Annotated in this window: 26 protein-coding genes (1 of these 26 cut by a window edge); 7 read left to right on the top strand and 19 right to left on the bottom strand. The window is 63.7% G+C overall.

Annotated features, from left to right (window positions below):
* Positions 1 to 49: 49 nt before the first annotated feature.
* From H156_RS0110480 to H156_RS0110435, 9 genes are all read right to left on the bottom strand, one after another.
* Positions 50 to 994 carry an ABC transporter substrate-binding protein gene (locus H156_RS0110480; RefSeq protein ID WP_238536870.1) on the bottom strand — a complete coding sequence of 315 codons (945 nt, stop codon included), beginning with the start codon at positions 992 to 994 and terminating at the stop codon, positions 50 to 52.
* 5 nt (positions 995 to 999) lie between these two features.
* Positions 1,000 to 1,836, bottom strand: a complete 837-nt coding sequence (locus tag H156_RS0110475; RefSeq protein ID WP_017365526.1) for a PhnD/SsuA/transferrin family substrate-binding protein — start codon at positions 1,834 to 1,836, stop codon at positions 1,000 to 1,002.
* A 2-nt stretch (positions 1,837 to 1,838) separates the two neighbouring features.
* Positions 1,839 to 3,878, bottom strand: coding sequence for a TonB-dependent receptor plug domain-containing protein (locus H156_RS0110470; RefSeq protein WP_238536869.1), 2,040 nt, complete (start codon positions 3,876 to 3,878; stop codon positions 1,839 to 1,841).
* A gap of 9 nt (positions 3,879 to 3,887) precedes the next feature.
* The gene (locus H156_RS0110465; protein WP_161625741.1) at positions 3,888 to 5,618 is read right to left on the bottom strand and encodes a PP2C family protein-serine/threonine phosphatase; all 1,731 of its coding nucleotides are present in this window, start codon (positions 5,616 to 5,618) and stop codon (positions 3,888 to 3,890) included.
* Positions 5,619 to 5,921: 303 nt separating this feature from the next.
* Positions 5,922 to 7,883 carry a cellulose binding domain-containing protein gene (locus tag H156_RS0110455; protein ID WP_017365522.1) on the bottom strand — a complete coding sequence of 654 codons (1,962 nt, stop codon included), beginning with the start codon at positions 7,881 to 7,883 and terminating at the stop codon, positions 5,922 to 5,924.
* Positions 7,884 to 8,158: 275 nt separating this feature from the next.
* The gene (locus tag H156_RS0110450; RefSeq protein ID WP_017365521.1) at positions 8,159 to 8,959 is read right to left on the bottom strand and encodes a CbbQ/NirQ/NorQ/GpvN family protein; all 801 of its coding nucleotides are present in this window, start codon (positions 8,957 to 8,959) and stop codon (positions 8,159 to 8,161) included.
* A gap of 117 nt (positions 8,960 to 9,076) precedes the next feature.
* On the bottom strand, positions 9,077 to 9,433 hold the full coding sequence (locus H156_RS0110445; protein ID WP_017365520.1) for a ribulose bisphosphate carboxylase small subunit: 357 nt from the start codon (positions 9,431 to 9,433) through the stop codon (positions 9,077 to 9,079).
* Positions 9,434 to 9,458: 25 nt separating this feature from the next.
* Positions 9,459 to 10,880 carry a form I ribulose bisphosphate carboxylase large subunit gene (locus H156_RS0110440; RefSeq protein ID WP_010961949.1) on the bottom strand — a complete coding sequence of 474 codons (1,422 nt, stop codon included), beginning with the start codon at positions 10,878 to 10,880 and terminating at the stop codon, positions 9,459 to 9,461.
* 271 nt (positions 10,881 to 11,151) lie between these two features.
* Complete coding sequence (locus H156_RS0110435) at positions 11,152 to 11,733, bottom strand: DedA family protein (RefSeq protein ID WP_010961948.1); 582 nt, start codon at positions 11,731 to 11,733, stop codon at positions 11,152 to 11,154.
* Positions 11,734 to 11,838: 105 nt separating this feature from the next.
* Here H156_RS0110435 and H156_RS0110430 point away from each other — a divergent pair, with 105 nt between their 5' ends.
* The 6 genes from H156_RS0110430 to H156_RS0110405 all read left to right on the top strand — a co-directional run bounded on the left by H156_RS0110430 (position 11,839) and on the right by H156_RS0110405 (position 17,601).
* Positions 11,839 to 12,882, top strand: a complete 1,044-nt coding sequence (locus H156_RS0110430; RefSeq protein ID WP_017365519.1) for an AAA family ATPase — start codon at positions 11,839 to 11,841, stop codon at positions 12,880 to 12,882.
* Between the two features lie 23 nt (positions 12,883 to 12,905).
* Positions 12,906 to 13,547, top strand: coding sequence for an orotate phosphoribosyltransferase (gene pyrE / locus H156_RS0110425; protein ID WP_017365518.1), 642 nt, complete (start codon positions 12,906 to 12,908; stop codon positions 13,545 to 13,547).
* A gap of 4 nt (positions 13,548 to 13,551) precedes the next feature.
* Entirely contained in the window at positions 13,552 to 14,580 is a 1,029-nt protein-coding gene (locus H156_RS0110420) for a DUF4124 domain-containing protein (protein WP_017365517.1), read from the top strand.
* Between the two features lie 130 nt (positions 14,581 to 14,710).
* On the top strand, positions 14,711 to 15,880 hold the full coding sequence (gene hxlAB / locus H156_RS0110415; protein ID WP_017365516.1) for a bifunctional 3-hexulose-6-phosphate synthase/6-phospho-3-hexuloisomerase: 1,170 nt from the start codon (positions 14,711 to 14,713) through the stop codon (positions 15,878 to 15,880).
* Between the two features lie 148 nt (positions 15,881 to 16,028).
* Entirely contained in the window at positions 16,029 to 16,505 is a 477-nt protein-coding gene (locus H156_RS0110410; protein WP_017365515.1) for a DUF6763 family protein, read from the top strand.
* 76 nt (positions 16,506 to 16,581) lie between these two features.
* Positions 16,582 to 17,601: a ribonuclease Z gene (locus H156_RS0110405; protein WP_017365514.1), complete on the top strand. Its 1,020-nt coding sequence runs from the start codon at positions 16,582 to 16,584 to the stop codon at positions 17,599 to 17,601.
* A 224-nt stretch (positions 17,602 to 17,825) separates the two neighbouring features.
* On the opposite strand, the gene nhaD is transcribed toward H156_RS0110405, so the two are convergent.
* From nhaD to H156_RS0110380, 5 genes are all read right to left on the bottom strand, one after another.
* A complete protein-coding gene (gene nhaD / locus H156_RS0110400) occupies positions 17,826 to 19,307 on the bottom strand; it encodes a sodium:proton antiporter NhaD (protein ID WP_017365513.1) in 1,482 nt (493 codons plus the stop codon).
* A gap of 133 nt (positions 19,308 to 19,440) precedes the next feature.
* On the bottom strand, positions 19,441 to 19,740 hold the full coding sequence (locus H156_RS0110395) for a hypothetical protein (RefSeq protein ID WP_010961940.1): 300 nt from the start codon (positions 19,738 to 19,740) through the stop codon (positions 19,441 to 19,443).
* Between the two features lie 43 nt (positions 19,741 to 19,783).
* Positions 19,784 to 20,497, bottom strand: a complete 714-nt coding sequence (locus H156_RS0110390; protein WP_017365512.1) for an HAD family hydrolase — start codon at positions 20,495 to 20,497, stop codon at positions 19,784 to 19,786.
* On the bottom strand, positions 20,484 to 21,437 hold the full coding sequence (locus tag H156_RS0110385; protein WP_017365511.1) for a nucleotidyltransferase domain-containing protein: 954 nt from the start codon (positions 21,435 to 21,437) through the stop codon (positions 20,484 to 20,486). Before H156_RS0110385 ends, H156_RS0110390 begins: the two co-directional genes overlap by 14 nt.
* Positions 21,427 to 21,921 (bottom strand): flavin reductase family protein, encoded by a 495-nt coding sequence (locus H156_RS0110380; protein WP_010961937.1) that lies wholly within the window; start codon positions 21,919 to 21,921, stop codon positions 21,427 to 21,429. The genes H156_RS0110385 and H156_RS0110380 overlap by 11 nt, the downstream gene beginning before the upstream one ends.
* A 65-nt stretch (positions 21,922 to 21,986) precedes the next feature.
* Between H156_RS0110380 and moaC the strand changes: the two genes are divergently transcribed.
* On the top strand, positions 21,987 to 22,490 hold the full coding sequence (gene moaC, locus H156_RS0110375; RefSeq protein ID WP_010961936.1) for a cyclic pyranopterin monophosphate synthase MoaC: 504 nt from the start codon (positions 21,987 to 21,989) through the stop codon (positions 22,488 to 22,490).
* On the opposite strand, the gene H156_RS0110370 is transcribed toward moaC, so the two are convergent.
* The 5 genes from H156_RS0110370 to H156_RS0110350 all read right to left on the bottom strand — a co-directional run.
* Positions 22,445 to 22,963: a dihydrofolate reductase gene (locus tag H156_RS0110370; protein WP_017365510.1), complete on the bottom strand. Its 519-nt coding sequence runs from the start codon at positions 22,961 to 22,963 to the stop codon at positions 22,445 to 22,447. The two genes, moaC and H156_RS0110370, sit on opposite strands and share 46 nt — an antisense overlap.
* Positions 22,960 to 23,742, bottom strand: a complete 783-nt coding sequence (locus tag H156_RS0110365) for a thymidylate synthase (RefSeq protein ID WP_010961934.1) — start codon at positions 23,740 to 23,742, stop codon at positions 22,960 to 22,962. The genes H156_RS0110370 and H156_RS0110365 overlap by 4 nt, the downstream gene beginning before the upstream one ends.
* Positions 23,743 to 24,531: a prolipoprotein diacylglyceryl transferase gene (gene lgt, locus H156_RS0110360; protein WP_010961933.1), complete on the bottom strand. Its 789-nt coding sequence runs from the start codon at positions 24,529 to 24,531 to the stop codon at positions 23,743 to 23,745.
* A gap of 62 nt (positions 24,532 to 24,593) precedes the next feature.
* Positions 24,594 to 25,136, bottom strand: coding sequence for an NADH-quinone oxidoreductase subunit B family protein (locus H156_RS0110355; protein ID WP_017365509.1), 543 nt, complete (start codon positions 25,134 to 25,136; stop codon positions 24,594 to 24,596).
* Positions 25,129 to 25,840, bottom strand: partial view of a 2Fe-2S iron-sulfur cluster-binding protein gene (locus H156_RS0110350; RefSeq protein ID WP_050998193.1) — the 3' portion only. Its footprint extends 59 nt past the window's final position; the window shows 712 of its 771 coding nt (coding positions 60–771); its start codon lies off the right edge, out of view; the stop codon is at positions 25,129 to 25,131. Before H156_RS0110350 ends, H156_RS0110355 begins: the two co-directional genes overlap by 8 nt.

The raw sequence follows: 25,840 nt of genomic DNA, 5'->3' as shown, positions 1-25,840 counted from the left end.
CTCGGCGAGCGGCCCACTCCCGATGCTCCAGGGCCCTGCTCGAAACGGCTCAGTGGCATCCGAGCAGGCGGTTGACCGAATCCAGGGCATCCGGGTTGTATTCGGTATTCAGTTTGGCCAGATGGCAGGCATCGAGGATGATGTTGGAGCCGGCCGGAAACTGCACCGCTGCCGCCGGTTCTTCCTTGCGCAAAAGGGACTGGGCCAGGGTGGCCGCCTGGCGGCCTATGGTGGGAATGTCCGGGGCCGCCACCAGGCTGGCGCCGAAGCCGATGAATACCTCGCTGTAGGCGTAGACCGGCTTGCCGGCTTCGTCCGCTGCCTGGAAGATGCCTTCCACCCTGTCCCGGTCCGTCAAGATGCCGGGATCGGAAACGAGCCAGAGGATGTCGATCTGCGGCAGGAGCTCCAGCAAGGCGTCGTCCACCTCGTCGTTGACCGGGTTGTCGATGGACTTCTCCACCAGCGTCAATCCCACATCCTTGGAATAGGCCTTGGCTTCGGCGATCCGTTCGCGGTTGAATTTCGGGTCGAACAGGACGCCGACCCGGACCGCCTTCGGCAACAGATAGCGCAGCAGCGACAGTTCCTGGGACAGCGACAGCTCGTTGGCGATGCCGTAAACGCCGGCCCGCTGCGGGAACCGTTGCCAGTTGATGACGGATGAGAACAGTTGCGGCGCGCCGCCCGCGGCGGCGCCGGCCAGGTGGAAGGCCTGGGAGCCGATGCTGTAAACCAAGTCGGGGTGTTCGCGCGCTATCAGGTCGTTCAGGCCCGCCGCATCGAGATCCGACTCCTCCAGGTTGACGTCGATGATGGTCTGCCCTCCCATCTGCCGGCGGAACTCCTCCTCGGTCAGACGGTAGCGGTCGACCGAACGGGCCGTGTTGAGCACGACGATCTTGCCGGCGGGCTCCTGCCCTGTTACGGCGGCAGGCGTCAGCAGAGCCCCCAGCAGCAAACCCCATTTCGTTAGCGGGTGTCGTCGGCACATGGCGGTCACGGCGCGCGCAATTGGGTGGAATAAGGCGCTTCCAGCGTTTCGACGCGCTTCCAGCCGTCCAGTCCGAGGAGCTTGAGGTTGGTGACGCCCTCGGGCTTTTTGTCCATGTCTTCCAATATCTCGACCAGGGGCGCGCCTTCCTGCCGGAACGAGCGGGGAACCGTGGCGATCAGCAGGAAGGCCTTCTCGCTCTGTGCCAAGGGTTTCAGCTGGCTGTGCTGCTTGGGATTGATCGCGGCCAGCTTCTGCAGGCTGGCTTCGGAGGAAATCGCGGCCTGTGCCATGCCGAAGCTCACGGCCATGAGCGCGTCGATGTCCTTGGGCACGCTCAGTACCTTGAAGCTGTCGACCAGGGCGTGACGCTCCGGCCCCAGCGTCTGCTTCAGCAGGGTTCGCAGGTAGTCCTCGCTGCCGGTCCCGGCGACGGTCACGCCTTTAAGGGCAGACACGTCGGCCACGTCCTTGGCGGAAAGAATCTTGCGCTGCAGGAACGCGCCCTTGGAGACCCCGACCAGCACGGCGTCCAGGGATTGGCGGCCCTTGATCTCGCCGTAATGCCAGCCGGAGAGCATGTAGACGCCGCGCGAATTCTGCGCCAATGCCTGCTCGAAAGTCGCCCGGACGTTGAAGGGCTGGAATACGTAGGGGCCGAGCGGGGCGAGGTAGGTGTCGAACGCGGTCTTGAGCGTGGCATAGCTGTCGATGCTGCTCTCGGGATTGAAAAAAAACACCGCGTCTTCGGCCGGCGCGGTCGCCGCGGCACAGCACAATGCAGCCGCCGTCCACGCGCGCCGCCGGAGCCATCGGGTACGGTGCTTGGATTCGGCCGCCATGACTAGAACCGCAGACTCATGTGGCCGTAAAAGGTCCGGCCCGGCACCGAGAAGTCGCCGGGATCGGCGTATTGCTTGCCGAGCAGGTTGTAGACGGTCAGGCCCATGTCCAGGCCGTTGACGAGCTGGCCCTGGTTGAGGACGCTGAGGTTGAGCAGCGCGTAGCTGCCGAGATCCGGCGAAGCCGGAGACACCGAGGAATCGCCCGCGACCGCGCCGTTGTAAAGCAGGTTGGCGAAGCCGTTCCAGTGGCGGTCGAAGCGCCAGTTGGCGATGAGGTTCACCCGGCTGTGCGGCACGTCCGGCGCAGTCTGCCCGTTCAGCAGCGGGTTCTGGTAGGTGTAATTGGCCAGCAGATAGCTGCCGTGATCGGCTCCCTGGAAATCGTAGCGCCCCTCCCATTCCACCCCGTCGGTGACGAGCGTGCCCTGGTTTTCGTACCGCTTGAAGTTGGGGAAGACCTCGCTCTTGGGACAGGCGCCGGGCGCCGGACAGTACCGTACCGCGTCGATCATGTCGGCGATGCGGCTGTGGAAATACACCGCCTGGGTGGTGAGCCCGCGCAAGGGGTGCGCCACGAGGCCGGTTTCGAAGGTTTGCTCCCGTTCCGGGTCCAGGTTGGGATTGCCGATGGCCAGAACGTTGGTGTAGGGGTCCATTTCTCCCAGCACCGGCGCGCGGTAGGCGGTGCCGTAGGAGAACTTCAGGGAGTAATCGCGGACGAACTCCCAGTTGAAGCCCATGCGCGGGTTGAAGGTGCCGCCGAAGTCGCTGTAGTGATCGTAGCGCGCGCCCAGACTCAGGTGCAGGCTGTGCCAGACCTCCCACATGTCCTGCAGATAGACGCTCCAGCGCGTGCGCGACACGTCGGAACTGGTGGCCTTGATATTGAAATCGGGATTGTAGGGTACCGTTTGGCGATAGGACGGATTGTCGTACGCTTCCCGAGCCAGCGCGACGCCGCCGATCAGGCTGTTGTTGCGGGAAACCCGGTAATTGGCCTGCACCTCGCCCCCGGTGCGGGAATCGTTCGAGCCGCCGCCCCAGGAAGCGATCAGCGGATTGAGACGCGAGCCGGCACCGGCGGTGCCCGTGTAGCTGCTGTCGAAGGAATCGTAATAGAGCTGGGTGCTGAGGCTCAAGTCCTCGCGCACGGTCCAGTCCCGGCTGAGGCGTAGAAAGTAGTTGTCGTACTGGCTGTTCTGGGTGACCGCGTTCAGATCGAACGGGCTGACGTAAGGGTCGAGCCGTTTGCCGATATAGCGGCCGTCCAGCTTGAAACCCTCATACCCCAGCTGCCATTCCAGGTCGTAGCGTTTTTCCGGCCCTGTCACCGCCCGTTGGGTTCCTCCCGCGTTGCGCGGCAGGCCGTTGGTACCCCGGTAGTTGAAGTGCACCACGGCCTCGCCGTTGTCGAACCGCTGGCCGGCCGAAAGGCGGTACTGCTGGGTGTCGTAGTTGCCGTAACCCGCCGAGGCACGGACGCCGTGGGTGTCCTTGGCGTCCTGGGTGATGATGTTGATGACCGCCATCATGGCGTTGGCGCCGTAGAGGGCGGAAGCCGAACCGCGCACTACCTCGATGCGCTTGATGGTGTCGACGGCCAGGTCGTCATAGACCCAGGTGCTGCCGGGATTGGCCATGTCCTGGTCCAGGGGATGGCCGTTCAGCAGCATCAGCACCTTGTCGGAAAAGGAGGTACGCACCCCGCGCACGTCGATGGCGCCGATGCCGAATTCGGTCTGGGTGATGCCGATGCCTGGCACGATGCGCAAGGCGTCGGACAGCGTCCTGGCGCCCATGCGCCTGATCTGGTCTTGAGTGATGACGGTGCTGGTGGCGATGGATTCGTCGGTACGCTCCTTGGTGCGTGAAGCCGTGACCAAGGTGTCGCGCTCGGCCTCGAGAAACTTGAGTTCGCCTTCCATATCGGCATCGCCCGGCGCTTGTTCTGCCCGCCCTGCGGACACCGCTCCAGCAGCGGCCAGCCACAGCGCCGCCGCCCATGCCAGACGCCGGTTCCTGTGGTCGCTATGGTGCATCCACCCGCCTCAAACGGTCACGCCGGCAGACGGAGCCCGGCGCACTGCGATCAGTGTGATGTCGTCGGATTGCTCGGCGGTGCCGGCGTGGGCGCGCACCCGAGAAATGACCGCGTCGACGAGTTCACTGGCATCCTCGCGTGTCCTGCCTCGCAGCGCGGCCAGCAGGCGCGAATCGCCAAATAATTCGCTTTCGCCATTCATGGCCTCGTTCACTCCGTCGGTATACATCACCAGGGCAGCGCCCGGCTGCAGCACCCGTTCCTGTTCGCTGAACTCGATGTCGTCGAAAACGCCCAGGGCGACGGCGGTGTCGCCCGTCAGCATCTCCACGCTGCCGTCCCGCCCCAACAGAACCGGCCGGTTGTGGCCGCCATAGCTGTACACCAGCCGACCCGTTTCCACATCCAGGGTGGCCAGGAATACCGTGACGAACATGCCGACGTCGTTTTCCCTGCATAGCTCGGGGTTCACAGCCTGCAGGATCTCGCGGGGTGAGCCGTGGGCGGAAGTGACGGCCCGGATCATCGTCTTGACCTTGACCATGAACAAGGCCGCGGCCATCCCCTTGCCGGAGACGTCGCCGATGGCGATCAGCAGGGTACGGCCGTCCAGATACAGGAAATCGTAGAAATCCCCACCGACCTCGCGCGCGGGGTCGACCATGGCGTACAAGTCCACGGGGCTGCCCTTGGCGAAGCGGGGGAAGGCCGTGGACATCATGCCCATCTGGATGTCCCGCGCCAGCCGCAGGGATTCCTGCAGGATTTCGTTCTCCAGCTCCTTTTGCTTGCGATAGGCCTCCACCAGTTCCTCGGTGCGGACTCGGACCTTATCTTCCAGTGTGCGGTTGTATTCCTCCAGCTGTTCATGGGAGCGGCGTATCTCGCCGGCCATCTGGACGAACGAACCGGCGAGGATGCCGATCTCGTCGGTGGGCGCCGCATGTCCCATACGCTGCGGCAGCTCGGTTTCCAGCAGGTGGGCGGCGTCGTCGTAGTTGCCGCGCGCGAGGGCGCGCACGGAGCGGGTCAGCCGGATCAGCGGACGCGACAGTGCATTGGAAACCAGCACGACGATGCCCGAGCCAATGACTATGAAAATGCCGGCGATGCCGGTGCCGAGCAGAACGACACGCCGGGTCGCTGCTTCGATCTCCGCCCTGGAGTTGGCGATTTCCTGCCGCAGCGTTTCGAGCGAGAACCCCAGCCGCAGCACGCCCCACGGCTTGGCTCCGAAATGGATGGGCAGGATGAATTCGATGGCGTTCTGGTCCGGATATTCCCGGTGGGTCAGGCCAGTCTGCCGCAGGGCGTAACGGTCGGCCTCGCCCTGGAGTTTTTCCTGCTGCAGATCGGGGGAGCGGGTGTGGACGAAGGCGACGCCTTCGGTGTTGGTGAGGATCGCGTAGTCCAGCTGTGGGGAGTGACTCAGGACTTCCTGTATGTGGGAGAAGTTGAACGCCGCGACGTCGTTTTCGACTTCGTTTTCGACGAGCTTGGAAAACGCCGTCCCGCGTTCCAGCAGATTGGCCCGCATCAACTCGACGCGCTTGGCCAATTCACTCTCCAGCGACTGCTTCTGCAGGATCAGTCCCACCACGGTGAGCGTGAAAACCCCGCTCACCAGGAGTCCCAGCATGGTGAAAAGCAGCCTCCGGCGGATGCCGCCTTTTACCCGCGCGAAATCCGCCGGTTCGTCACCGGCCGGACCCAACGCTGTCGTCGCCGTCGTTTTCAATGCTGATTTCCGAATCGCAGCCGAAAGTCCGGAGTGCGGGAGAGGCATACGGAAATTCCTCCCCCGGGTGAAAACGGACCATTCTACATTCCTTTGCTGACTTGCCGGCCAGCCTCATTGGGCGGAGGCATGCGGGCCGCAGCCGGAAACCTCGATCGGCGTTCAGCGGTCTTCGCTCGGCGGAATTTCAAGGCCGGCGACGGAGAACAGGGCGTCCGGCTTGGGTCATGACGCCGCAAATGAAAAGGGAGAGCGGATTTTCGTCCGCTCCCCCTGGGACATCGTTTCAACCGTGGCTGGCCGTTACAGGCCCAGGTCGCCGATGAAGCGGTTGGTGTAACCCCAGGCCGGCACGCCGGGGACCGAACTGCAGGTCGGCGAGGCCGAGGTCTGGCTGCACGGCGTGTCGCGGTCGGCCGACCAGAAGTGGAGGCCGGCGATGCCGTTGGCGAGCGCCCATTGCACCATGGTGTCGGTGTCCTGCAGCGAGAACAGCTCGTCGGAAACGTCGTTCACGCCGATCATCGGGGTCAGCTCGATCCGCTCGTAAGGAATGCCGTACCTGGCCTTCAGGTTCTTGGCCGCCTGGATGGCGGTCTGACCCATGTCGCACTTGCCGTTCACGACCACGCAGTTGCCGGCGTTGGCGGCGCCGTAGTCCATCACCATCAGGTTGATCGTGTAGTTGGCGATGCCATACTGCTGCACCGCCTTGACCACGTTGTACCCCGTGACGTTCAGGTCGCCGTAGGGGTTCGACGTGACGGTTCCGTTGGACGATCCCAAGGTGGCCACGGTGAAGCTGAAGCGCAGGTTGGGGTAGTCCGACTGCACTGCGGCCACCTGCCGGACCAGGCTGGCGATGGCGGCCTGGCTCTGGCCGGCTTCGATGTCGAAATCGATGCCCACCAGGCGGCTCGATGCGTAGCGGTCGATGAAGGCCCGCATGCCGGCTTCGCTGGAACAGGTGAAAGCGCCCTCCGCGCCGCCGGTCGAGACGACGTAGTCGATGCCGGCATCGACGAAGGACTGCACATTGGCCTGGACCAGGACATCGGGCTGGATGCCGGCCCAGTTCTCCTTGCCGCACTCGCCGGTCGCGAAGGCCCAGGTCACTGCGGGTACCTTGGCCGGCAGCACGCTCAGGAGCGGCGACGGCGTGCCGGTCACCGCGGTCGACATGACGTTGCTGTTCCAGTTCATCGAGATGGTGACATCCTTGTAGGGACTGAACAGCAGCCCGCCGGCGCCTCCGGTCGGCGGGGTGGTCGGCACCGGTGTCGGGGCCGGGGTGGCCGTCGGATTCGGGGTCGGCGTCGGGTTCGAATTCGGCACCGAGGGTGCGAACAGCACCGTCACCGTGGAATCCGCAGCGGCTGCCTTCTGCAGATTGGCCGGCGACCCGCCGTTGAAGCCGCTTGCCGCCACATCGCCGGGTGCCAGGGCCGCCGCCCAGGATTTCGGCTTGAGCGTTGCTGTACCGTCGCCGGCGATGTTGACAGAAAAGTTCCAAGGTCCACTCTTGAACACGTCCTGGGCAGTGGCTGCATCGGGAAATTTCAGCGGGGCCTGCCAGCCGTCGGCTCCGGCCTTCAAAGTCTTCGAGGACAGGTTCTTGACTGCGACGTTGCCGCTGTAGCCGCCATCCCACGAGCTGCTGATGGAAAACAGCACTTCCAGTTTCGGGCTTGCGACCGGAACCGGTGTTGCAGACGGGGACGGTGTCGCCGAAGGTGCGGGTGTCGGCGTGGCCGATCCACCGCCCTGGTAGCCGGCTTTCAGGTTGGCCAGGGTCTGCTGGGCCGACTGGGACGTCATGGCCGAGATCACACAGGGCTGGCCGTTGAATTTGCAGTTGGCCAGATCGACAGAAGTGTCGAACGCGCCACTGGCGTTGAAGCCGACGTCAAGGACGCTGTTTGCCGCCACGTCGCCGCCCCAGGAAGGCGACGTGAGGGTGAACGTGTTGGTGACAGGGTCGAAAACGGCGTTGGCGTTCCAGAAGGAAGAGGCCTGTGCCTGCCGGCCGAGGCCGGCCGACTGGAACGTCAGGGTCCAGCCGCCGCTGACCGCGTCGGGCACCCAGATTTGCAGGGCGCCGGTGTATCCGGCCCAGGAATCGCTCGCGGTGCCCCAGGAGGAAGACGCGCTGACGATCGCGTTGGGTACCGGCGCGGGCAGGGTGGCGGCCTGCGCCGTGGTTCCCTCCCCCAAGGCGGCCAGCAGGACCAGCCCGGATAGGGGGGCAAGAAATCTTGTGTTCATTTGCTCGACTCCTTCTTGGACTCACCAAGTTCGATGACGCCGGGTGACCGTCCTGGCGACGGTGGTAGAGCTGGAACAGGCAAATACATCCTGTAGTGGAGAGGGGGTACGTGACATCGGCCACACCCGTATGACATGTGTCAGGCCGAGTGGTTGCACCCTAGGCCGGTTTTCTACCGTGTCGCCGAGGAAATGTCGTGGAAAGCGGCGCGTCGAGCGACTCCGCCGTTGGGCGGCGGCACGGATTTTTTGGCGGCGGACGCCGTCTGCCGGGGTCAGAAAAACGTCGCTACGGCGGCGTCGAGGGTATCGCGCATATCCGGGTCGTCGGTGAGAGGGCGAACGAGCGTCATCATGCAGGCCGCTCTGGGCTCGATACCCTTGGCGATGAGGTGGCCGGCATAGACCAGCAAGCGGGTCGAGATGCCTTCGTCCAGGCCGTGGCCCTTGAGGTTCCGGGCGCGGTGGGCGATCTGCACCAGCTTTTCGGCGATCTTGGGATCGATGCCGGTCTCATGTGACACCACATCGACCTCGACAGCCGTCTCGGGATAGCCGAAATCCAGCGCGCCGAAGCGCTGCTTGGTCGATTGCTTGAGGTCCTTCAGCAGGTTCTGGTAGCCGGGATTGTAGGAAATCACCAACTGGAAATCCGGGTGGGCATGCACCAGCTCGCCTTTCTTGTCCAGCGGCAGGGTGCGACGGTGATCGGTCAGGGGGTGGATGACCACGGTGGTGTCCTGGCGGGCCTCCACGACCTCGTCGAGATAGCAGATGGCGCCGATGCGGGCGGCCAGGGTGAGGGGGCCGTCCTGCCAGCGGGTGCCGCTGGCGTCGAGCAGGAAGCGGCCGACCAGGTCCGAGGCCGTCATGTCTTCGTTGCAGGCCACCGTGATCAGCGGGCGCTTCAGCTTCCAGGCCATGTATTCCACGAACCGGGTCTTGCCGCAGCCGGTCGGGCCCTTGAGCATCACCGGCATGCGCGCGGCATAGGCGGCCTCGAACAGCTCCACTTCGTCGGCGGTGGGGCGGTAATAGGGTCGTTCTTGAATCAGGTATTGCTCGGTGCTGGACATCGAAGAACCTCCTCGCAACGAAGGTGCGGACTGAATGCTTCTGGATGTTGTCCATGAAGAAGCCCCGATCCGCCGGGCGGACAGGGGCTTCCAGGCGTTCCCGGGGTTACCGCAGAGTCAGACCGACGGCCCCCGATAGATCACCATGGCGGTGCCCTGGGTCTGCCTGAAGTTGTCGTAGCCGACCAGTCGGACGTGGTTGTTGGGGTGCGCCTTGTGGCAGGCCTCGGCCTCGGCCAGGATCGCATCGACGTCGGTCTCGCCGAACATCGGCAGTTTCCACATGTACCAGTAGTGGTCGAAGGCGTTTTCCGGCTCGGTATGTTCGATGGCCGGATTCCAGCCGCGGCTGACGATGTATTCCACCTGCCGGCGGATCTTCTCCGGGTCCATCGGCGGCAGGTAGGAGAAAGTCTCGAACTTGCGCGAGCCGCTGTCGGACAGGCTGGATTTGTAGTCTTGCATATCGCTCATGGTATTTCCCGAATCCTCTTGAGGCTTACCGGTGGGCCACGTCGAGCTTGTCGACGGTGTCGAACTCGAATTTGATTTCCTTCCAGGTCTCCATTGCGGCCTTGAGTTCCGGGCTGCTCTTGGCGGCTTCGGTCAGGATTTCCTTGCCTTCCTTCTCGAGCTGGCGGCCTTCGTTGCGGGCCTCCACGCAGGCTTCCAGCGCCACGCGGTTGGCAGCGGCGCCGGCCGCGTTGCCCCAGGGATGGCCCAGGGTGCCGCCACCGAACTGGAACACCGCGTCGTCGCCGAAGATCGAAAGCAGTGCCGGCATGTGCCAGACGTGGATGCCGCCGGAGGCGACCGCGAACACGCCGGGCATGGCGCCCCATTCCTGGTCGAAGAAGATGCCGCGGCTGCGGTCTTCCTTGATGCTGCGTTCGCGCAGCAGGTCGATCCACCCCAGGGTGGCCTGGCGGTCGCCTTCCAGCTTGCCGACCACGGTGCCGGTGTGCAGATGGTCGCCGCCGGAAAGGCGCAGCATCTTGGTGAAGACGCGGAAGTGGATGCCGTGGTTGGGATTGCGGTCCATCACGGCGTGCATGGCGCGGTGGATGTGCAGCAGCATGCCGTTGTTGCGGCACCAGTTGGCGAGACCCGTGTTGGCGCAGAAGCCCCCGGTGATGAAGTCGTGCATGATGATGGGCGCGCCGATTTCCTTGGCGTACTCGGCACGTTTGTACATCTCTTCCGGAGTCGGGGCGGTCACGTTGAGGTAGTGGCCCTTGCGCTCGCCGGTTTCGGCCTCGGCCTTCTCGATCGCCTCCATCACGAAGTCGAAGCGCTGGCGCCAGCGCATGAACGGCTGGCTGTTGACGTTCTCATCGTCCTTGGTGAAGTCGAGACCGCCCCGCAGGCATTCATACACGGCGCGGCCGTAGTTCTTCGCGGACAGGCCCAGCTTCGGCTTGATGGTGCAGCCGAGCAACGGACGGCCGTACTTGTTCATGATGTCGCGCTCCACCTGGATGCCGTGGGGCGGGCCGCCGCAGGTCATCACGTAGGCGAGGGGGAAGCGCACGTCTTCCAGACGCAGGCCGCGCACGGCCTTGAAGCCGAACACGTTGCCCACCAGCGAGGTGAACACGTTGACGACGGAGCCTTCCTCGAACAGGTCGATGGGATAGGCGATGAAGGCGTAGAACTGTTCGTCCTGGCCGGGCACGTCCTCGATCCGGTAGGCGCGGCCCTTGTAATAGTCGAGGTCGGTCAGCAGGTCGGTCCAGACGGTGGTCCAGGTGCCGGTCGACGATTCCGCGGCCACGGCGGCGGCGGCTTCTTCGCGCGGCACACCCGGCTGCGGGGTGATCTTGAAGACCGCCAGCAGATCGGTGTCGGCGGGAGTGTAGTTCGGGTCCCAGTAGGTTTCGCGGTATTCCTTGACGCCCGCGTTGTATGTTTTGACAGCCATGGTTTTCTCCTACTCGTTTTGCAACAGCGCTATGGCAATGAACCGCCGTTCCCTAGCCGGCATCGGGGCGATCCCTTTTCGCGAGGCACTATAAGCGCTGATATCCATAAACGGAACTAAATTGTCATAATAGCGACAATAAGCGCGCATTATACTGATATGCCTGCTTGCTACCGCCGGATGAGGGGCGATTAGCATAATCCAAGGGGGCCCCCGCTCCAAACCGGGGTTCGCGGTCTACGCTGTGGGCAGAAATCCCGGCCGCGGCGGATCAGTCGCCGGCGGGGTCGTTCCGGTTGGAGTCACCGATGTGTTTCCAGCGGTGGATCGCCAGCCCCGAACCGATGGCCAACAGTCCGCCGACCAGCATGGATTCATACTGGCGCAGATCCTCGATCATGCCGGCGACGGCTTTGCCGAACACCAATCCCAGTCCCGTGGTCATCACCGTCCACACCACCACCGCGAGGACGTTTACCGTGAGATAACGGACCGGCGAGAAGCGGCTCATGCCGATCAGAATCGGCGTCACCACCCGCAGGCCGTAAAAAAAGCGAAAGCCGAAGATGAAATAGGAGTGATAGCGATGGAACAGGGTCGATGCCCTCTCCACTGCCGGCGTCAGCGACGGGAAACGACGCAGCAGCGCGTCTCCGTGTTTGTAGCCCAGCCAGAAATACCCCTGATCCGCCGCGAGTGTCACGGCGAAAGCCAGCATCACGATGTGGAGGAAAGAAAAATAACCGCGGCCGACCAGGAAGCCGGCGACAAGCAGGACGGTCTCGCCCTCCAGGAGCAGCCCGACGATGAGTGCCGGGAAGCCGTACTCGGTGATCAGCGATTCCAAAGACATACGGGCGTATCCGCCGGTGGCCGAAGCGCGTGGATTCTAGACTGCCAAGGTTAAGGCTGCGTGTCATGGGGTACGTTGAATGCGCGGCCACCGACAAGATTTATAATGTCCGCCCCGATCGAACAGCCAGCCTGGACCAAACGCATGAATGCCAATCCGCAATCACAGGCGGCGCCGGTGTCTGCCGCGCAGCAGGATCTACAGCGCCTCAGGACTCATCTCAACACCCAGATCATCGGCCAGAGCGATTTGGTCGACGCCATGCTCATCGCCTTGTTGGCCGACGGCCACATGCTGGTGGAAGGTGCGCCGGGGCTGGCGAAGACCCGGGCGATCCATGTCCTGAGCCGCGGCGTGGAAGCCGATTTCCAGCGGATCCAGTTCACCCCCGACCTGCTGCCGGCGGATCTGACCGGTACCGAAGTCTACCGGCCTCAGGACGGCTCGTTCCATTTCCAGCCGGGTCCGCTGTTCCACAATCTGGTGCTGGCCGACGAGATCAACCGTTCTCCGGCCAAGGTGCAATCCGCACTGCTCGAAGCCATGGCGGAACGGCAGATCACCGTGGGCCGCAAGACCTATCCGCTGCCGGCCTTGTTCCTGGTAATGGCCACCCAGAATCCGATCGAGCAGGAAGGCACCTATCCCCTGCCTGAAGCACAGCTCGACCGTTTCTTGATGTACGTGCGCATAGGCTATCCTGGCGCCGAGCAGGAAAAGGCGATCCTCCGCCTGGTCCGCGGGGAGGCCGGCCGGCCGGAGTGCAGGGCCGCGGAAGCGATGGAGCCGGTGAGCCAGCAGACGCTGTTCGCCGCCCGGGAGGAAGTGCTCGGCGTCTACCTGGCCGAGGCGCTGGAGGACTACCTGCTGCAGCTCATCCTGGCCACGCGCGAGCCGGCTCGCTACGGCGATTCGCTGGCGCGCTGGATACTCTATGGCGTCAGCCCGCGCGCCACGCTGGCCCTGGACCGCTGCGCCCGCGCCAGGGCCTGGCTCGATGGCCGCGACTACGTGACGCCCGACGACATCCAGGCCCTGGCGCCGGCCATCCTGCGCCACCGGCTGATTCTGAGCTATGAGGCGGAGGCCGAAGGGGTCTCCAGTGACCAGGTCGTGAAGGACCTGCTGCGGCGGATCGCCGTACCTTGATTTCGAGTTTCCGTGTTCGTTTCATGCAGACGTACCAGAAAGACTTCATCGACTTCGTCATCGGCTGTGAAGTGCTCCGCTTCGGCGAGTTCACCCTCAAATCCGGCCGCCAGAGCCCTTACTTTTTCAACGCCGGCCTGTTCAACACGGGCGCCCGGCTCGGCAGGCTGGGCGAGTTCTACGCCCAGACCCTGACCTCGGGCGGTATCCGGGCCGACGTGCTGTATGGCCCGGCCTACAAAGGCATCCCCCTGGTCGCCGCCACCGCCATCGCTCTGGCCAGGGTCAGCGGAGAAGAAATCCCCTACGCATTCAACCGCAAGGAAGCCAAGGACCACGGCGAAGGCGGCACCCTGGTGGGTGCGCCGCTGCAGGGCGAAGTGCTGATCGTCGACGACGTGATCACCGCCGGTACCTCGGTGCGAGAGTCGATCGAGATCATTCGCGGGGCCGGCGCCAAGCCCTGCGGCGTGCTGATCGCGCTGGATCGCGAAGAGATCGGTCAGTCCGGAAAGTCCGCCGTAGAGGAGGTCCAGGACAGCTTGGGAATTCCGGTCCACGCCATCGTCGGCTTCCGTCACCTGATCGATTACCTGCGCGGCTCGGGTCGGGTCCGGGAGCTGGCAGCGCTCGAGGATTACCGCAGCCGTTACGGCACCGCCTGAAACCATGGCGGCTTCGGCGCATCCACCCGCCTGCGTCGGAACGGTGTCTCCCGTGCGGGTGACGGCTCTGGCGCTGTGCGTTTGGCTCGCCCTGGCCGGGGCCGTGCCGGCGGCCACCTATAAATGGGTGGATGAAGCGGGGCGTGTCCACTATTCGGACAGAATTCCTCCCGAACAGAGCCGGCAGAAGCGTTCCCTGCTCGACAGCCAGGGACGTCAGGTGGAGGTCATCGAAGGCGCCAAGAGCCCGGCGGCGCTCGAGCGGGAACGGGCGCTCCGGCATTTCAGGGAAGAAACGGCGCGTCTCATCGAAGAGCAGCGCAATCTGGACGGCGCGCTGCTGCGAACTTACGCCAGTGAAGAAGACATGCGGTTGGTCCTGAATGACCAGATCCTCCAGAGTGACGCTTCCATCCATATTCTGGAAAAATACCGGTCTCGTCACATGGACATCCTCCGGACTCAGGAAAAACGTGCTGCCGACATGGAACGCCAGGGGCAGGCCGTTACGCCGCAACTCCTGAAGGCGATCGAGGACGAGCGCCGACGGATCGCCGATTACGAAGAAAAAATCCGCATCCTGGAAGACAAGAAACGCAGCATCGCCGACCGTTTCGGCCGCGACATCCAGCGTTTCCGTTCGCTCAAGGCCGAACGGGCGCGCACCGGCCAGGGTGCTCTCGGCGAGGTGTTCGCGGGCGACGACGACGGTGTACTCAGTGCAGTGGTCTGTTCGTCCGCTGCCGTCTGTGCCAAGACCTGGGCGCTGGCGCGCGCCTATGCGATCGGCAGGGCCGATACGCCAGTGGCGATCGACACCGACCGTCTGGTGTACACCTCGGTGCCGCTGTCGGACCAGGAAATCGCCCTGACCTTGGCTCGCATCACCGGACCGGACGAAGAAACGATATTTCTCGACGTCCGCTGCCGCCGGTCCAGCCTCGGCCTGGAACTGTGCGCAAGTTCCCGGGTGCGGGACATCCGCGCCGGCTTTCGTGCCCATGTCGAGTCGGGAATGGGGGCCGGTCCCTGAAGGAGGCAAGGGCAGTTCTGGACCGGCTTTCGATCGCTTGGCAAACTTGCCGTCCGGAAGCGGACGGTCCGAGTGCGGCGCTCGTTGGGATCGCCGCGGTTCACAAAAAAGTCTATCGGAGGATCGCTCAATGGCAAGACCACTCATTCAGCTGGCTCTGGATTCCTTGGACCGTGACCGGACGCTCGAACTCGCCCGCGTCACGGCGCCTTATGTCGACATCTTCGAGATCGGCACGCCCTGTATCAAATACAACGGCATCGAAATCGTCCGCGAGCTCAAGCGCCGGCACCCGGATCGGCTCGTCCTGGTCGACCTCAAGACCATGGATGCCGGCGAATACGAGGCCGCGCCGTTTTATGCCGCCGGCGCTGACATCTGCACCGTGCTCGGGGTGTCGGGGCCGGCGACCATCGCCGGGGTCGTTAAAGCGGCCCAGGCGCACAATGCCGAAGTCCAGGTGGATCTGATCAACGTGCCGGACAAGGCTGCCTGCGCGCGCGAGGCGGCCCGGCTCGGCGCCCAGATCATCGGTGTGCACACCGGTCTGGATGCCCAGGCCCAGGGTCAGACGCCGTTCGCCGATCTCGAAAGCATCGCCCGCCTGAAGCTGCCGGTCCGAATCTCAGTGGCTGGGGGGATCAACCAGAACACCGCCTCACGGGTCGCCAAGGCGGGGGCCGACATCGTCGTCATCGGTGCGGCGATCTACGGCGCGCCCTGTCCCGCCACCGCGGCCCGCACGATTCGCGAGCTGCTGGAAGGGGCTCATCACAAGTTCATCGTGTCGAAGATCGGCGGCGTGCTTGCCGCCACTGACAAGAGCTACGAGGCGCGTCTGACCGGTTTGCTCGAACGTGCCCGCCGTATTTTCGTCGCCGGCGCCGGGCGTTCGGGCCTGGTCGGCCGCTTTTTCGCCATGCGCCTGATGCACGGCGGCTATCAGGCTTATATTGTGGGCGAGATCGTGACGCCCAGCATCCGTCAAGGCGATCTTCTGATCGTGATTTCCGGTTCGGGCGAAACCGAAACCATGATCGCTTACGCCAAGAAAGCCAAGGAACAGGGGGCCAGCATCGCGCTGATCACCACCCGCGACAAGTCCACGATCGGTGACATGGCAGACGTGGTGTTCCGGATCGGCACTCCCGAGCAGTACGGCAAGGTGGTCGGTATGCCGATGGGCACCACCTTCGAGCTGTCCACCCTGGTGTTGCTCGAAGCCACGATTTCCCACATCATCCATACCAAGAAGATCCCCGAGGAGCAGATGCGGACCCGCCACGCCAATCTGGAATAGGCGTTCTCGCCCGTCCGCTTGCGATTCGAAAGGGCCGGCTGTCATGCCGGCCCTTTTTTCGTGGCTGCGAGTGTCGTCATCGCCGGCGGAGGATGCTAACGTGTAGCCGGCTTTTCTTTTTCCCGACGTGTTGACGAGGAGGTACGCCATGAATTCCGAAGCTGATCCGATCGTCGGCAACTGGTACCGGCATCTGGACAAAGGGCAGGCGTTCACCGTGGTCGCCATCGACGACGATGCCAGCACCGTCGAAATCCAGCATTTCGACGGCAATCTGGAGGAGATCGATCTAGATACCTGGTCTCTGCTGCCGATCGAACCCATCGAAGAGCCCGAAAACTGGAGTGGTCCCATGGACGTCGCCGAGCTGGACGATCTCGGCGGTACCGAGATTACCGACACGCTTCCCGAAGACTGGTCGGAACCGCTGGAAGAAATCATCAAACAGGAGGAGCGGCCGGCAGAAGAGATTTCGGAAGAGGCCGAGGAAGAAGACGCCCTGTTCGAGGAAGAAGCGCCCGAGACGATACCGCTGGAGACCGAGCTTTCGGCGGAGGCATCCGAAAAAACCGAGGAGGAGGAGCGGGCGAAGGGAGGCGGAACCGCCTATTCGGAAGACGAATAGCCTGCGGCTTTCCAACCTGGGCTCGATCGGGCTTTCATTCCCTCGCCGACAGGAACCGAACTCGAAAAACATCGCCGTGAAACCGGTCTTCCATCCCGCCCTGGTCAACGGTCCCTGGGGAGATCCTGCGGTGTACGTGGAGTTTCTGTTCGAGAAGCGCGCCGTGTTGTTCGATCTCGGCGATGTTCGCACGCTGCCGGTGCGCAAGATTCTGCGCCTGAGCGACGTGTTCGTCTCCCATGCCCACATGGATCACTTCTTCGGCTTCGACTGGCTGTTGCGGCTGTGTCTGGGGCGCGACCTGCGCATCCGCCTGTTCGGCCCGGCGGGTTTCCTGGATCAGGTCGAGCACAAGCTCTCGGCCTACACCTGGAATCTGGTGAGGGGCTACCCCACCGATTTCACTCTCGAAGTCACCGAGGTGTCGTCCGAGACCGTCGGTCGCCGTGCCTCGTTCCGCTGCCGCACCGCCTTTCGGCGGGAGGGCGAAACCGAATTTCCGATCGAAGATCGCCGGCTTTTGGACGAACCGAATCTCGCAGTCGAATTCGCGATTCTGGACCACGCGACGCCCTGTCTAGCATTCGCCCTGCGGGAGAAGCAGCATCTCAACGTCTGGAAAAACCGGCTGGTGGAACTCGGTCTGGCGCCGGGCGCCTGGGTGCAGGACCTCAAGCACGCCCTGCTGACCGGGCGGGACGAAGATACGCCGGTCCGTGCACTGAAGCGTGACGGAGCTCGTTTCAGGGAGGCGACGTATCGATTGGGGGAACTGGCTGACTTCCTCGTACATGTCTCGGAAGGGCAGAAAGTCGCCTACGTTACCGATGCCGTCTACCACGAAGCGAACGCGGAAAGGATCGCGACGCTGGCAGCGGGCGCCGACCAGTTTTTCATCGAGGCGGTATTCGGCGATGAGCTCGAGGAGCGCGCGGCCCGGAAATACCACCTCACCGCCCGTCAGGCAGGCACCATCGCGCGTCGGGCCGGCGTCAAATTCCCCACGCCTTTTCATTTCTCACCGATCTATCAGGGACGGGGGGAGGCGCTGGATCGTGAGTTTCGGCAGGCATTCCTCGCGAGCGGGCCAAAGTAAGGCTACGACGAAATCGACCGGGGCGCACGCAGTGCGCCGGGTGCAGGTTTGGCCATGCCGTCGGGGCGTGGACGACCCGCACCCGGGCGACGTCCATCGAGGCAGTCCAGCCGAACGCCCGACCGCCGGGGCGGATTCACGTCGGCTGGATCCGGGTGTCGGGACCAACGGTCACGGCGTCTCCCTCTCCCCCGATGATGAAAGACATTGGGGGAAAGGGATGTCTAGAAGTGGGACTGGTTGATCAGGAAATGGGCACCGATGCTGGCGAAATAGCCCAGCAGGATCACCGGTCCCCATTTCAGGTGGGCGCCGAAGGAATAGTAACCCTTGGTCTGGCCGAGCAGGCCGACGCCGGCGGCCGAACCGATGGCGAGGAGGCTGCCCCCTACGCCGGCCGTGAGGGTCACCAGCAGCCATTGGCCCTCCGAGATCTTCGGGTCCATGGTCAGGACCGCCAGCATGATGGTGCCGTTGTCGATGAAGGCCGAGGCGATCCCGACGAGGATGTTGGCAAAGGTGGTCCGCTCCGGATCGGCGTAGAGGAACCGGGAGATGCGTTCCAGATAGCCGATGAAACTCAGTCCCCCCATGCTCAACATGATGCCGTAAAAAAACAGCAGCGTATCCCATTCCAGGCGCGAGACTTTCTTGAAGATATCGAATGTCTCGGCGTCTCCGATCGGTTCGTTCGGCGGGACGACCTCGTCGGGGTCGGGAGAGCGGCTGGCGGTTTTCTTCTGCAGGTAGAAGCTGTAGAACTTCAGGTAAGTCAGCCCGGCCATCATGCCGGCCGCGGGTGGCAAGCTCAGGAAGTTCTCGAAGCACACCGCGGTGATGATGGTCAGGAGGAACAGCACGATGACGGGGCGTCCGCCGGTTTTGATCGGAATCCGTTTGTCCACCGCCGTCGGGTGATGGCGGGGGAGAAACAGGAACATGCAGGTCGCCGGGAGAGCAAAATTGATGATCGAGGGGATCAGTAGGTTGAAGAAATCCACGAAAGGGACTTTGCCCTTCTGCCAGATCAGCAGGGTGGTGATGTCGCCGAAAGGGCTGAACGACCCGCCGGCATTGGCGGCGACCACGATGTTGATGCAAGACAGCGTGACGAAGCGCGGACAGTCTTTGCCCAGGGCCATGACGACCGCGCCCATCAGGAGGGCGGTGGTCAGGTTGTTGCACACCGAGGAAATCATGAAGGCCAGGATGCCGGTCAGCCAGAACAGTTGCCGGTAACTGTATCCCCTCCCCAGCAGCCAGCAGCCCAGAGCCTCGAACACGTCGAGATCTTCCATGGCGTTGAGGTAGGTCATCGACACCAGGATGAACAGCAAGAGTTCCGCATAGGTCAGCAGGGAGGCGCGGAACGCCATGCCAGCCTGCTCCGGCATTCCGCCGCCCACATAAACCGCCGCGATCAGGCCCCAGATCACGCTGGCGGCGAACACCATCGGCTTGGACTTCCGTAGTTCCGTCACCTCCTCGGCCATGGCGAGGAAATAGGCGAGGAAGAAAATCAGCACGGCAAGATAGCCGGCCCAATGCCGGGTCAGGTCCAAGGGGCCCACTGGACCGTGTTCGCCCGCGAGACAAAGCTCCGGCACGCCGACGAAAAGGGCGCATGCCGCCAGAATGGTAAACAGCAGGCGCATCGGGGGAAGCTCACGCCAATGGTGCAGTCGGAACAGGGGGAGCGGCAGCATTCGGATTCCTGTTTGAAAGGCAGGGGGCGCCTAGATGCCTGCGCCCGCGGTATGAAGACATCGATGGATTCACGAGGCGGAAAACCAGGAACGGCGGTTGCTTAGGGGGCTGGGCTGGCGTCTGCTTTCCGCGTCAGAAGTGCTTTTCGTAAGGGGTATCGCCCTGTTTCAACATGACCTTCGCCCGGAACAGCGCGGCGAGCAGGGTTCCGACCAGCACCGCGGAAAGGTCCATCCCCAGACCCAATAGGAAGCTATGATGGCGGAAGGAGTCTCCCAGCAGGGGTTTCAGGACCAGATAGAGCCAGACCACGAAGCCGGCGTAATAGACGATCACGCCGCCCGCGGCCCAAGGGAGGGGGGGCAGTTTCACTCGAACGGCGGTACGGTAGAACCAGTAGGCAACGAAAAGGACGGCTATGGCGCCGATCATATCGAGGGTTTCTCTGTCGCGTTAGGGAGTGTTGCATCTTACCTCAGACTGACAGGCGGGGGCAGGTCTCATCTGCCGCCGTTCCCTGATTCCACAGCGGTGGTATTTCCTGCAGGCTGGCGACCCGCAGCCGAGCCAAACCGCGTTCACGGGGAGATGCTTTCCGCCGTCCATTGACCAGGATTGCGAAGGTCCCGGCGCTGGCAGCGGATTCGATGCCGGTTTCGGAATCCTCCAGGGCGAGGCATTGGTCGGGCTCCACGCCCAGACGGCGGGCGGCTTCGAGGTACAGGTCAGGAGCGGGCTTGCCCTCGGCAACCTGGTCACGGGTGACGATGAGCGGAAACCAGCGCGTCAGGCCGGAGCGGTCCAGGCAGATGGCAGCGAAGCGGGCCTCGCTGTTGGTCGCCAGCGCATAAGGCAGATTCCGTTCGCGGAAAAACCTCAACAAATTCTCCAGGCCGGGCATCGCCGCAATGCCATGGGTTTCGACGTGCCGGCGCCAGATCCGGGTGGCGAGCGCGTCGAAGCGCCGAAGGTCGAAGCCGGGTCCGGCACAGTCGCCGATCCGTCGTTTGACCGCTTCGGCGTGGCAGCCGAACAGCGACTGGCAGAAGGCTTCGTCGAGTTCGAATCCGAGGGCGGCGGCAGCGCCGCGCCAGGCGGCGACATAGGTCGCTTCGGTGTCGATGGCGAGGCCGTCCATGTCCAGGATGGCCGCCTTGAGGCCGGTGAGGGGAGAGTCAGTCCGTCTCATCGTGCAGGACCCGGATGTATTCGCCGGGCGCTTCCCGACTGCTGCCGACGATCAGGCGCTCGCTGCCGTCGGGGAGCGCTTCGACCTGCCCCGAAGCCTCGATCTTCTCCCCGGTCCGCGCCTGTCCGACATAGGTATGGGTGAAGCTCAGGACTTGGCCGACACGCGGGTGATCGGTCAGGTAGCGGGCGGGGGATTCGAAAGCCCCGCGGTCGTCCGTCACACGGGTACGCAGAATCAAGGAACCGCGTTTCTCGGCGGCCTGGAAAGAGTCCCAAGAGCCGGGAAGCACCAGCGTCAGATCGAATTTGGTGCCTTCGATGAAGCCCGTATTGAATTTCCGCCGCTCGTGCCAGAGATAGTCCTCGAAGGCGAGGGTGCAGCCGCGGCGCTCATAAGCTTTCCGCCAGTCTGCCTCGGTCGGGGTGTCCAGCCGGCCGTCCGCCGTGGCTTCGGCGACCACGGTGCGCGCCGCATCGAAGGTGGCCGGGGCGTAGACGACCAGGTCGATGTCGGAGGCCAGGGTCTGGGTGCCGAGCAGCAGCGAGCCGGTTACGCCGAATTCCTTCAAGTCCAGTCCTTCCCCGGCGAAGACGCCGAGCAGTCGGCGGGCCTTGGCTTCGATGGCGTCGCGGCTTGTGCCCGCCAACAGGGTTCGAACCCGGTCGCGGGGGCGCAAATGCCCCGCTATGCATTCGAGGGGCACTGCCGGCAATACCGCGTCCAGTCGCCGGGAACGGCGCAGATAAGCGGGACGGTGCTCCTGCAGGAAATCCATGGCTTCCGCCGTGCTCAGCTTGCGCAGGCCGCCTGCCAAGGGGACGTAGCGCAAGGTGCAGAGCAGCCGGCCGTCTTCGGGACGGCCGTCGACGACGGCGAAACGAAGTCCTTCCGCCGTCTGGATGAAATCCTTCGGCAGAAATCCGGGCTCAGAATCCATCGGGATACAGAGCGGAGGAGCCGTCCAGGTCGCCGGTGTCGCGGTAGCCCAGGGGCTCGCCGTCGGGGGAGTTGAGCCTGCCGGCGCAGACGCGTCCACTGGCCAGCACATGATCGCCGCAGGTCAGCGTTCCGGCAAGCCGGCACTGGAACCAGGCGATCGCGCCGCCCAGCAGAGGAACCCCGCCTTCACCGGCCGTCCAGTCGATGCCGGCGAGTTTGTCGCTGCCTGCCGGGCGGGCGAAATGCATTACCCAATCGACCCGGTCTCTGGGTATCACGTTGATGCTGAAAAGACCGCTGGCCATCAGTTTCCGGTAAGACAGGCAGTACGGGTTGATGCTGAGCGCCAGCATGGGCGGATCGAACGAGGTCTGCATCACCCAGGCCGCGGTGAAGGCATTGGGGCCTTCGGCATCGGCGACACCCACGACATAGACGCCATGAGTGATGGTCCGGAACAGTCGGGCCATTTCGAGGTTCATTGCGTTCGCCCCGCCCGTGGCTGAGGCATTAGAATACGCCTTTCTTTTCCCGCACGGAGCCGAACGTGCCCGAGCTGACCCATTTCAATACCGCCGGCGATGCCCACATGGTGGACGTCGGCGGTAAGCCCAGCACTACCCGGATGGCGGTGGCCGAGGGGTACATCGCCATGTTGCCCGAGACCTTGCGGCTGATCATGGCCGGCGGGCACGAGAAAGGCGACGTGCTGGGCATCGCCCGCATCGCGGGGATCATGGGTGCCAAACGGACCGCGGACCTGATTCCGCTCTGTCACCCCATCCCTATTACCCATGTCGATCTCGCGTTGGAGCCGCAGCCGGAGGCCAGCCGCATCCGCTGTCGGACCACCGTCCAGACCGTCGGCCAGACCGGCGTGGAGATGGAGGCGCTGACTGCCACCCAGATCGCCCTGCTGACCATCTACGACATGTGCAAGGCCGTCGACCGTGGCATGAGCATCGAGTCGGTGCGCCTGTTGGAGAAGATTGGTGGCAAATCCGGTCATTGGCAGCGCGCCTCCGGCGAGGCGCGCTCCAGCACCAGATAGCTGTAGGGCCAGGGGAAATCGGGATCGTTCCGGACGTCTTCGCGGCTGATTTCGCGCCAATCCGCGGCCGCGAACTCCGGGAAGTAGGTGTCACCGGGGTAGTCGTGATCGATCAGGGTCAGATAGAGCCGCTTGGCCCGCGGCAGCAGGGCTTCGTAAACGGCGCTGCCGCCGATGACCATGAGTTCCGGCGCCCCGGAGCAGACGGTCGCCAGTTCGCCGAGATCATGCACGATGGTGCAGCCGGGGGCGTGGAAATCCGGCGAGCGGGTCAGGATGATGTTCTGGCGTCCAGGCAATACGCGGCCGATGGATTCGTGGGTCTTGCGGCCCATGAGCACCGGTTTCCCCAGGGTCAGGGCGCGGAACCGCTTGAGATCGGCGGACAGATGCCAGGGCATGGCGTTGTCGGCGCCGATGACGCGGTTCCGCGCCATCGCGACGATGAGGGAGATGTACGGCGGCCTGGTCACACCGCCACCGCCGCTTTGATGTGTGGATGCGCCTGGTAGTCCTCGACCACGAAATCCTCGTAGCGGTAATCGAACAGGCTCCCGGGCTTGCGGGCGAGTTTCAGCGTGGGCGGCGGATAGGGTTCGCGCGTGAGTTGCAGGCGCGCCTGCTCCAGGTGGTTGAGGTACAGATGCACGTCACCGCCGCACCATATCAACTCCCCCGGTTCGTATCCGGTCTGTTGCGCAAGCATATGGGTGAGCAGGGCATAGCCGGCGATATTGAACGGCAGTCCCAGGAACACGTCCGCCGAACGCATCTGGAACATGAGCGACAGCCTTCCATCCGCCACATGGCACTGAAAGGCATAGTGGCAGGGCGGCAGCGCCATGGCATCCAGATCGGAGGGGTTCCATGCGCTCACCAGCAGGCGGCGGGAGCCCGGATTCCGGCGCAGTTGCTCGACCAGTCCGGCAAGCTGATCGATGGCGCCGTTCCAATTCCGCCATTGGCGTCCATACACGGGGCCTAACTCACCATTGTCATCCGCCCACTCGTCCCAGATCGTGACGCCGTGCCGTTGCAGATCACGCACGTTGGTGCTGCCGGAGACGAACCAGAGTAGTTCATGGATGATTGAGGGCAGATGCAGTTTCTTGGTGGTGACGAGGGGAAGCCCCCGCGACAGGTCGAACCGCATCATGCGGCCGAACACGCTCAGGGTCCCGGTGCCGGTCCGGTCCCCTTTGGGGCAGCCATGATCGAGGATGTCGCGCAGCAGGTCGAGATAAGGGCGCATTCAGGCGGATCGACGGGCGTAGGCGGCGGCCAGCAGGACGATACCGAACAGGATCATCGGCAGACACAGGATCTGACCCATGGTCAGCCAGCCGAAAGCGAGATAGCCGAGCTGCACATCCGGCAGCCGGACGAACTCCACCGCGAAGCGGAACACACCATAGCCCAGGAGAAACAGGCCACTCACCGCCATACGTGGCGGCGAGCGTCGGCTGAACCATTGGAGAATGATCAGAAGGACCAGCCCTTCCAGAAACGCTTCATAAAGCTGTGAAGGATGGCGCGGTACGTCCCCGGCATGGGGGAAGATCATCGCCCAAGGCAGGTCACTGGGTTTGCCCCACAGTTCGCCGTTGATGAAGTTGCCGATACGTCCGGCGAGGAGGCCGATGGGCACATAAGGAGCAAGGAAGTCGGCGACGTCGAAGAACCGGATACCCTGCGACCGGCCGTAGGCGTACATGGCGATCAGCACACCGATGAGTCCGCCGTGGAACGCCATGCCGCCTTCCCAGATGCGGAACAGCATCGCCGGATCGTGAAGGAAGCCGGAGAAATTGTAGAACAGCGCATAGCCGAGCCGTCCGCCGACCACCACGCCGATGGCGGCATAGAACACCAGGTCTTCGACCTGGGCGGGGGTGAACAACGGATTCGCGCTGCGCTGCACCCGTCGCCGCGCCAATATCCAGGTGGCGGCGATGCCGATGACGTACATCAGTCCGTACCAGTGGACCTTGAGCGGCCCGAATGAGACGGCAACGGGATCAATGGCGGGATAGGTCAGCATGACGCGTTCGGAGCTATCGGTGTTGATTGGCCCACGGCAGAACACATCATTATGCCACCATCTCAGTCATAGTGAATGAGCTCGCGGGGAAGCGAAGGTTCCCCTCCCGCGGCGAGATCGCTGAGGAATGCCCATATCACATCGGCCGACGGCGGGCAGCCGGGCAGGGAATAGTCGACTCTCACGACCTCATGGATCGGGTGCACCTTGTCAAGGAGCAGTGGGAGCTCGACATCGTCGGGTATTTGCGGGTTTTCGACCCCGATGCCATCCCGATAGGCTTCTTGCAGACATTCCTCCAGCGCGATGGGGTTGCGGAGTGTGGGCAGTCCGCCGTTGATGGCGCAGGCGCCGACGGCGACCAGGATCCGGCAGTGCCTGCGGAATTCGCGCAGGGTGTGGACGTTCTCCGCGTTACAGACGCCGCCTTCGACCAGCCCCAGATCCACCCGGTCCCGGCAGTGCTTGATGTCGGTGAGCGGTGAGCGGTCGAAGCGGGCGACCTCCGCCAGCGCCAAAATGCGTTCGTCGATATCGAGGAACGACATGTGGCAGCCGAAGCAGCCGGCTAGGGAAGTCGTGGCGATGGTGAGTTTCTCAGCCATGACGGGCCTCCACGATCGGTTCCTCCCGTTCCAGGCTTTCTTCGGCGATGGTGTGCCGGTCGTAGACGCGCTCCCCGATGGGTACCTCGAAGCCATGCCGTTTTATCAGGATGGCCCCGACCGGACAGACCCGGGTCGCTTTGTCGGTCGCGGCGATCGGGGTATCCGCGAGCCTGCCCGAGGGCGAGTTCACGATCAGCCGCGAGTCGATGCCGCGTCCGCCGATGGCGAACACGTTTTTGCCGTCCACGTCCCGGCTGGCACGCACGCACAAGGCGCAGAAGATGCAGCGGTCGCGGTCGAGCAGGATGTCGGGGTGGGAAGCGTCCAGTTCCCTTCGGGGGTAGAAGAATGGGAAATGGGCATCGGTCATGCCGAGGAAGTAGGCTGCCGCCTGTAGCTGACAGTTGCCGCTTTTTTCGCAGGACGGGCACAGATGGTTGCCTTCCACGAACAGCATCTGGGTGATGGTGCGCCGCAGCTCGTTCAATTCGGCGGTATCGTTGAGCACTTCCTGGCCATCTGCCGCCGGGAAGGTGCAGGCCGAGCAGTTGCGGCCATTCACCTTGACCGTGCACAGTTTGCAGCTGCCATGCGGCTCGAATTCCGGGTTGTGGCACAGATGAGGGATGTAGACTCCTGCCGCGGTGGCCGCTTCCATGATGGTCTGTCCTTCTGTGAAGGTGACCGGTTTGCCGTCGATC

The sequence above is a fragment of the Methylococcus capsulatus str. Texas = ATCC 19069 genome (assembly GCF_000424685.1).
In the GTDB taxonomy this organism is placed as follows: Bacteria; Pseudomonadota; Gammaproteobacteria; order Methylococcales; family Methylococcaceae; genus Methylococcus; species Methylococcus capsulatus.
The sequence above is the reverse complement of the archived record's forward strand: the minus strand, read 5'-3'. Positions and strand labels throughout refer to the sequence as shown.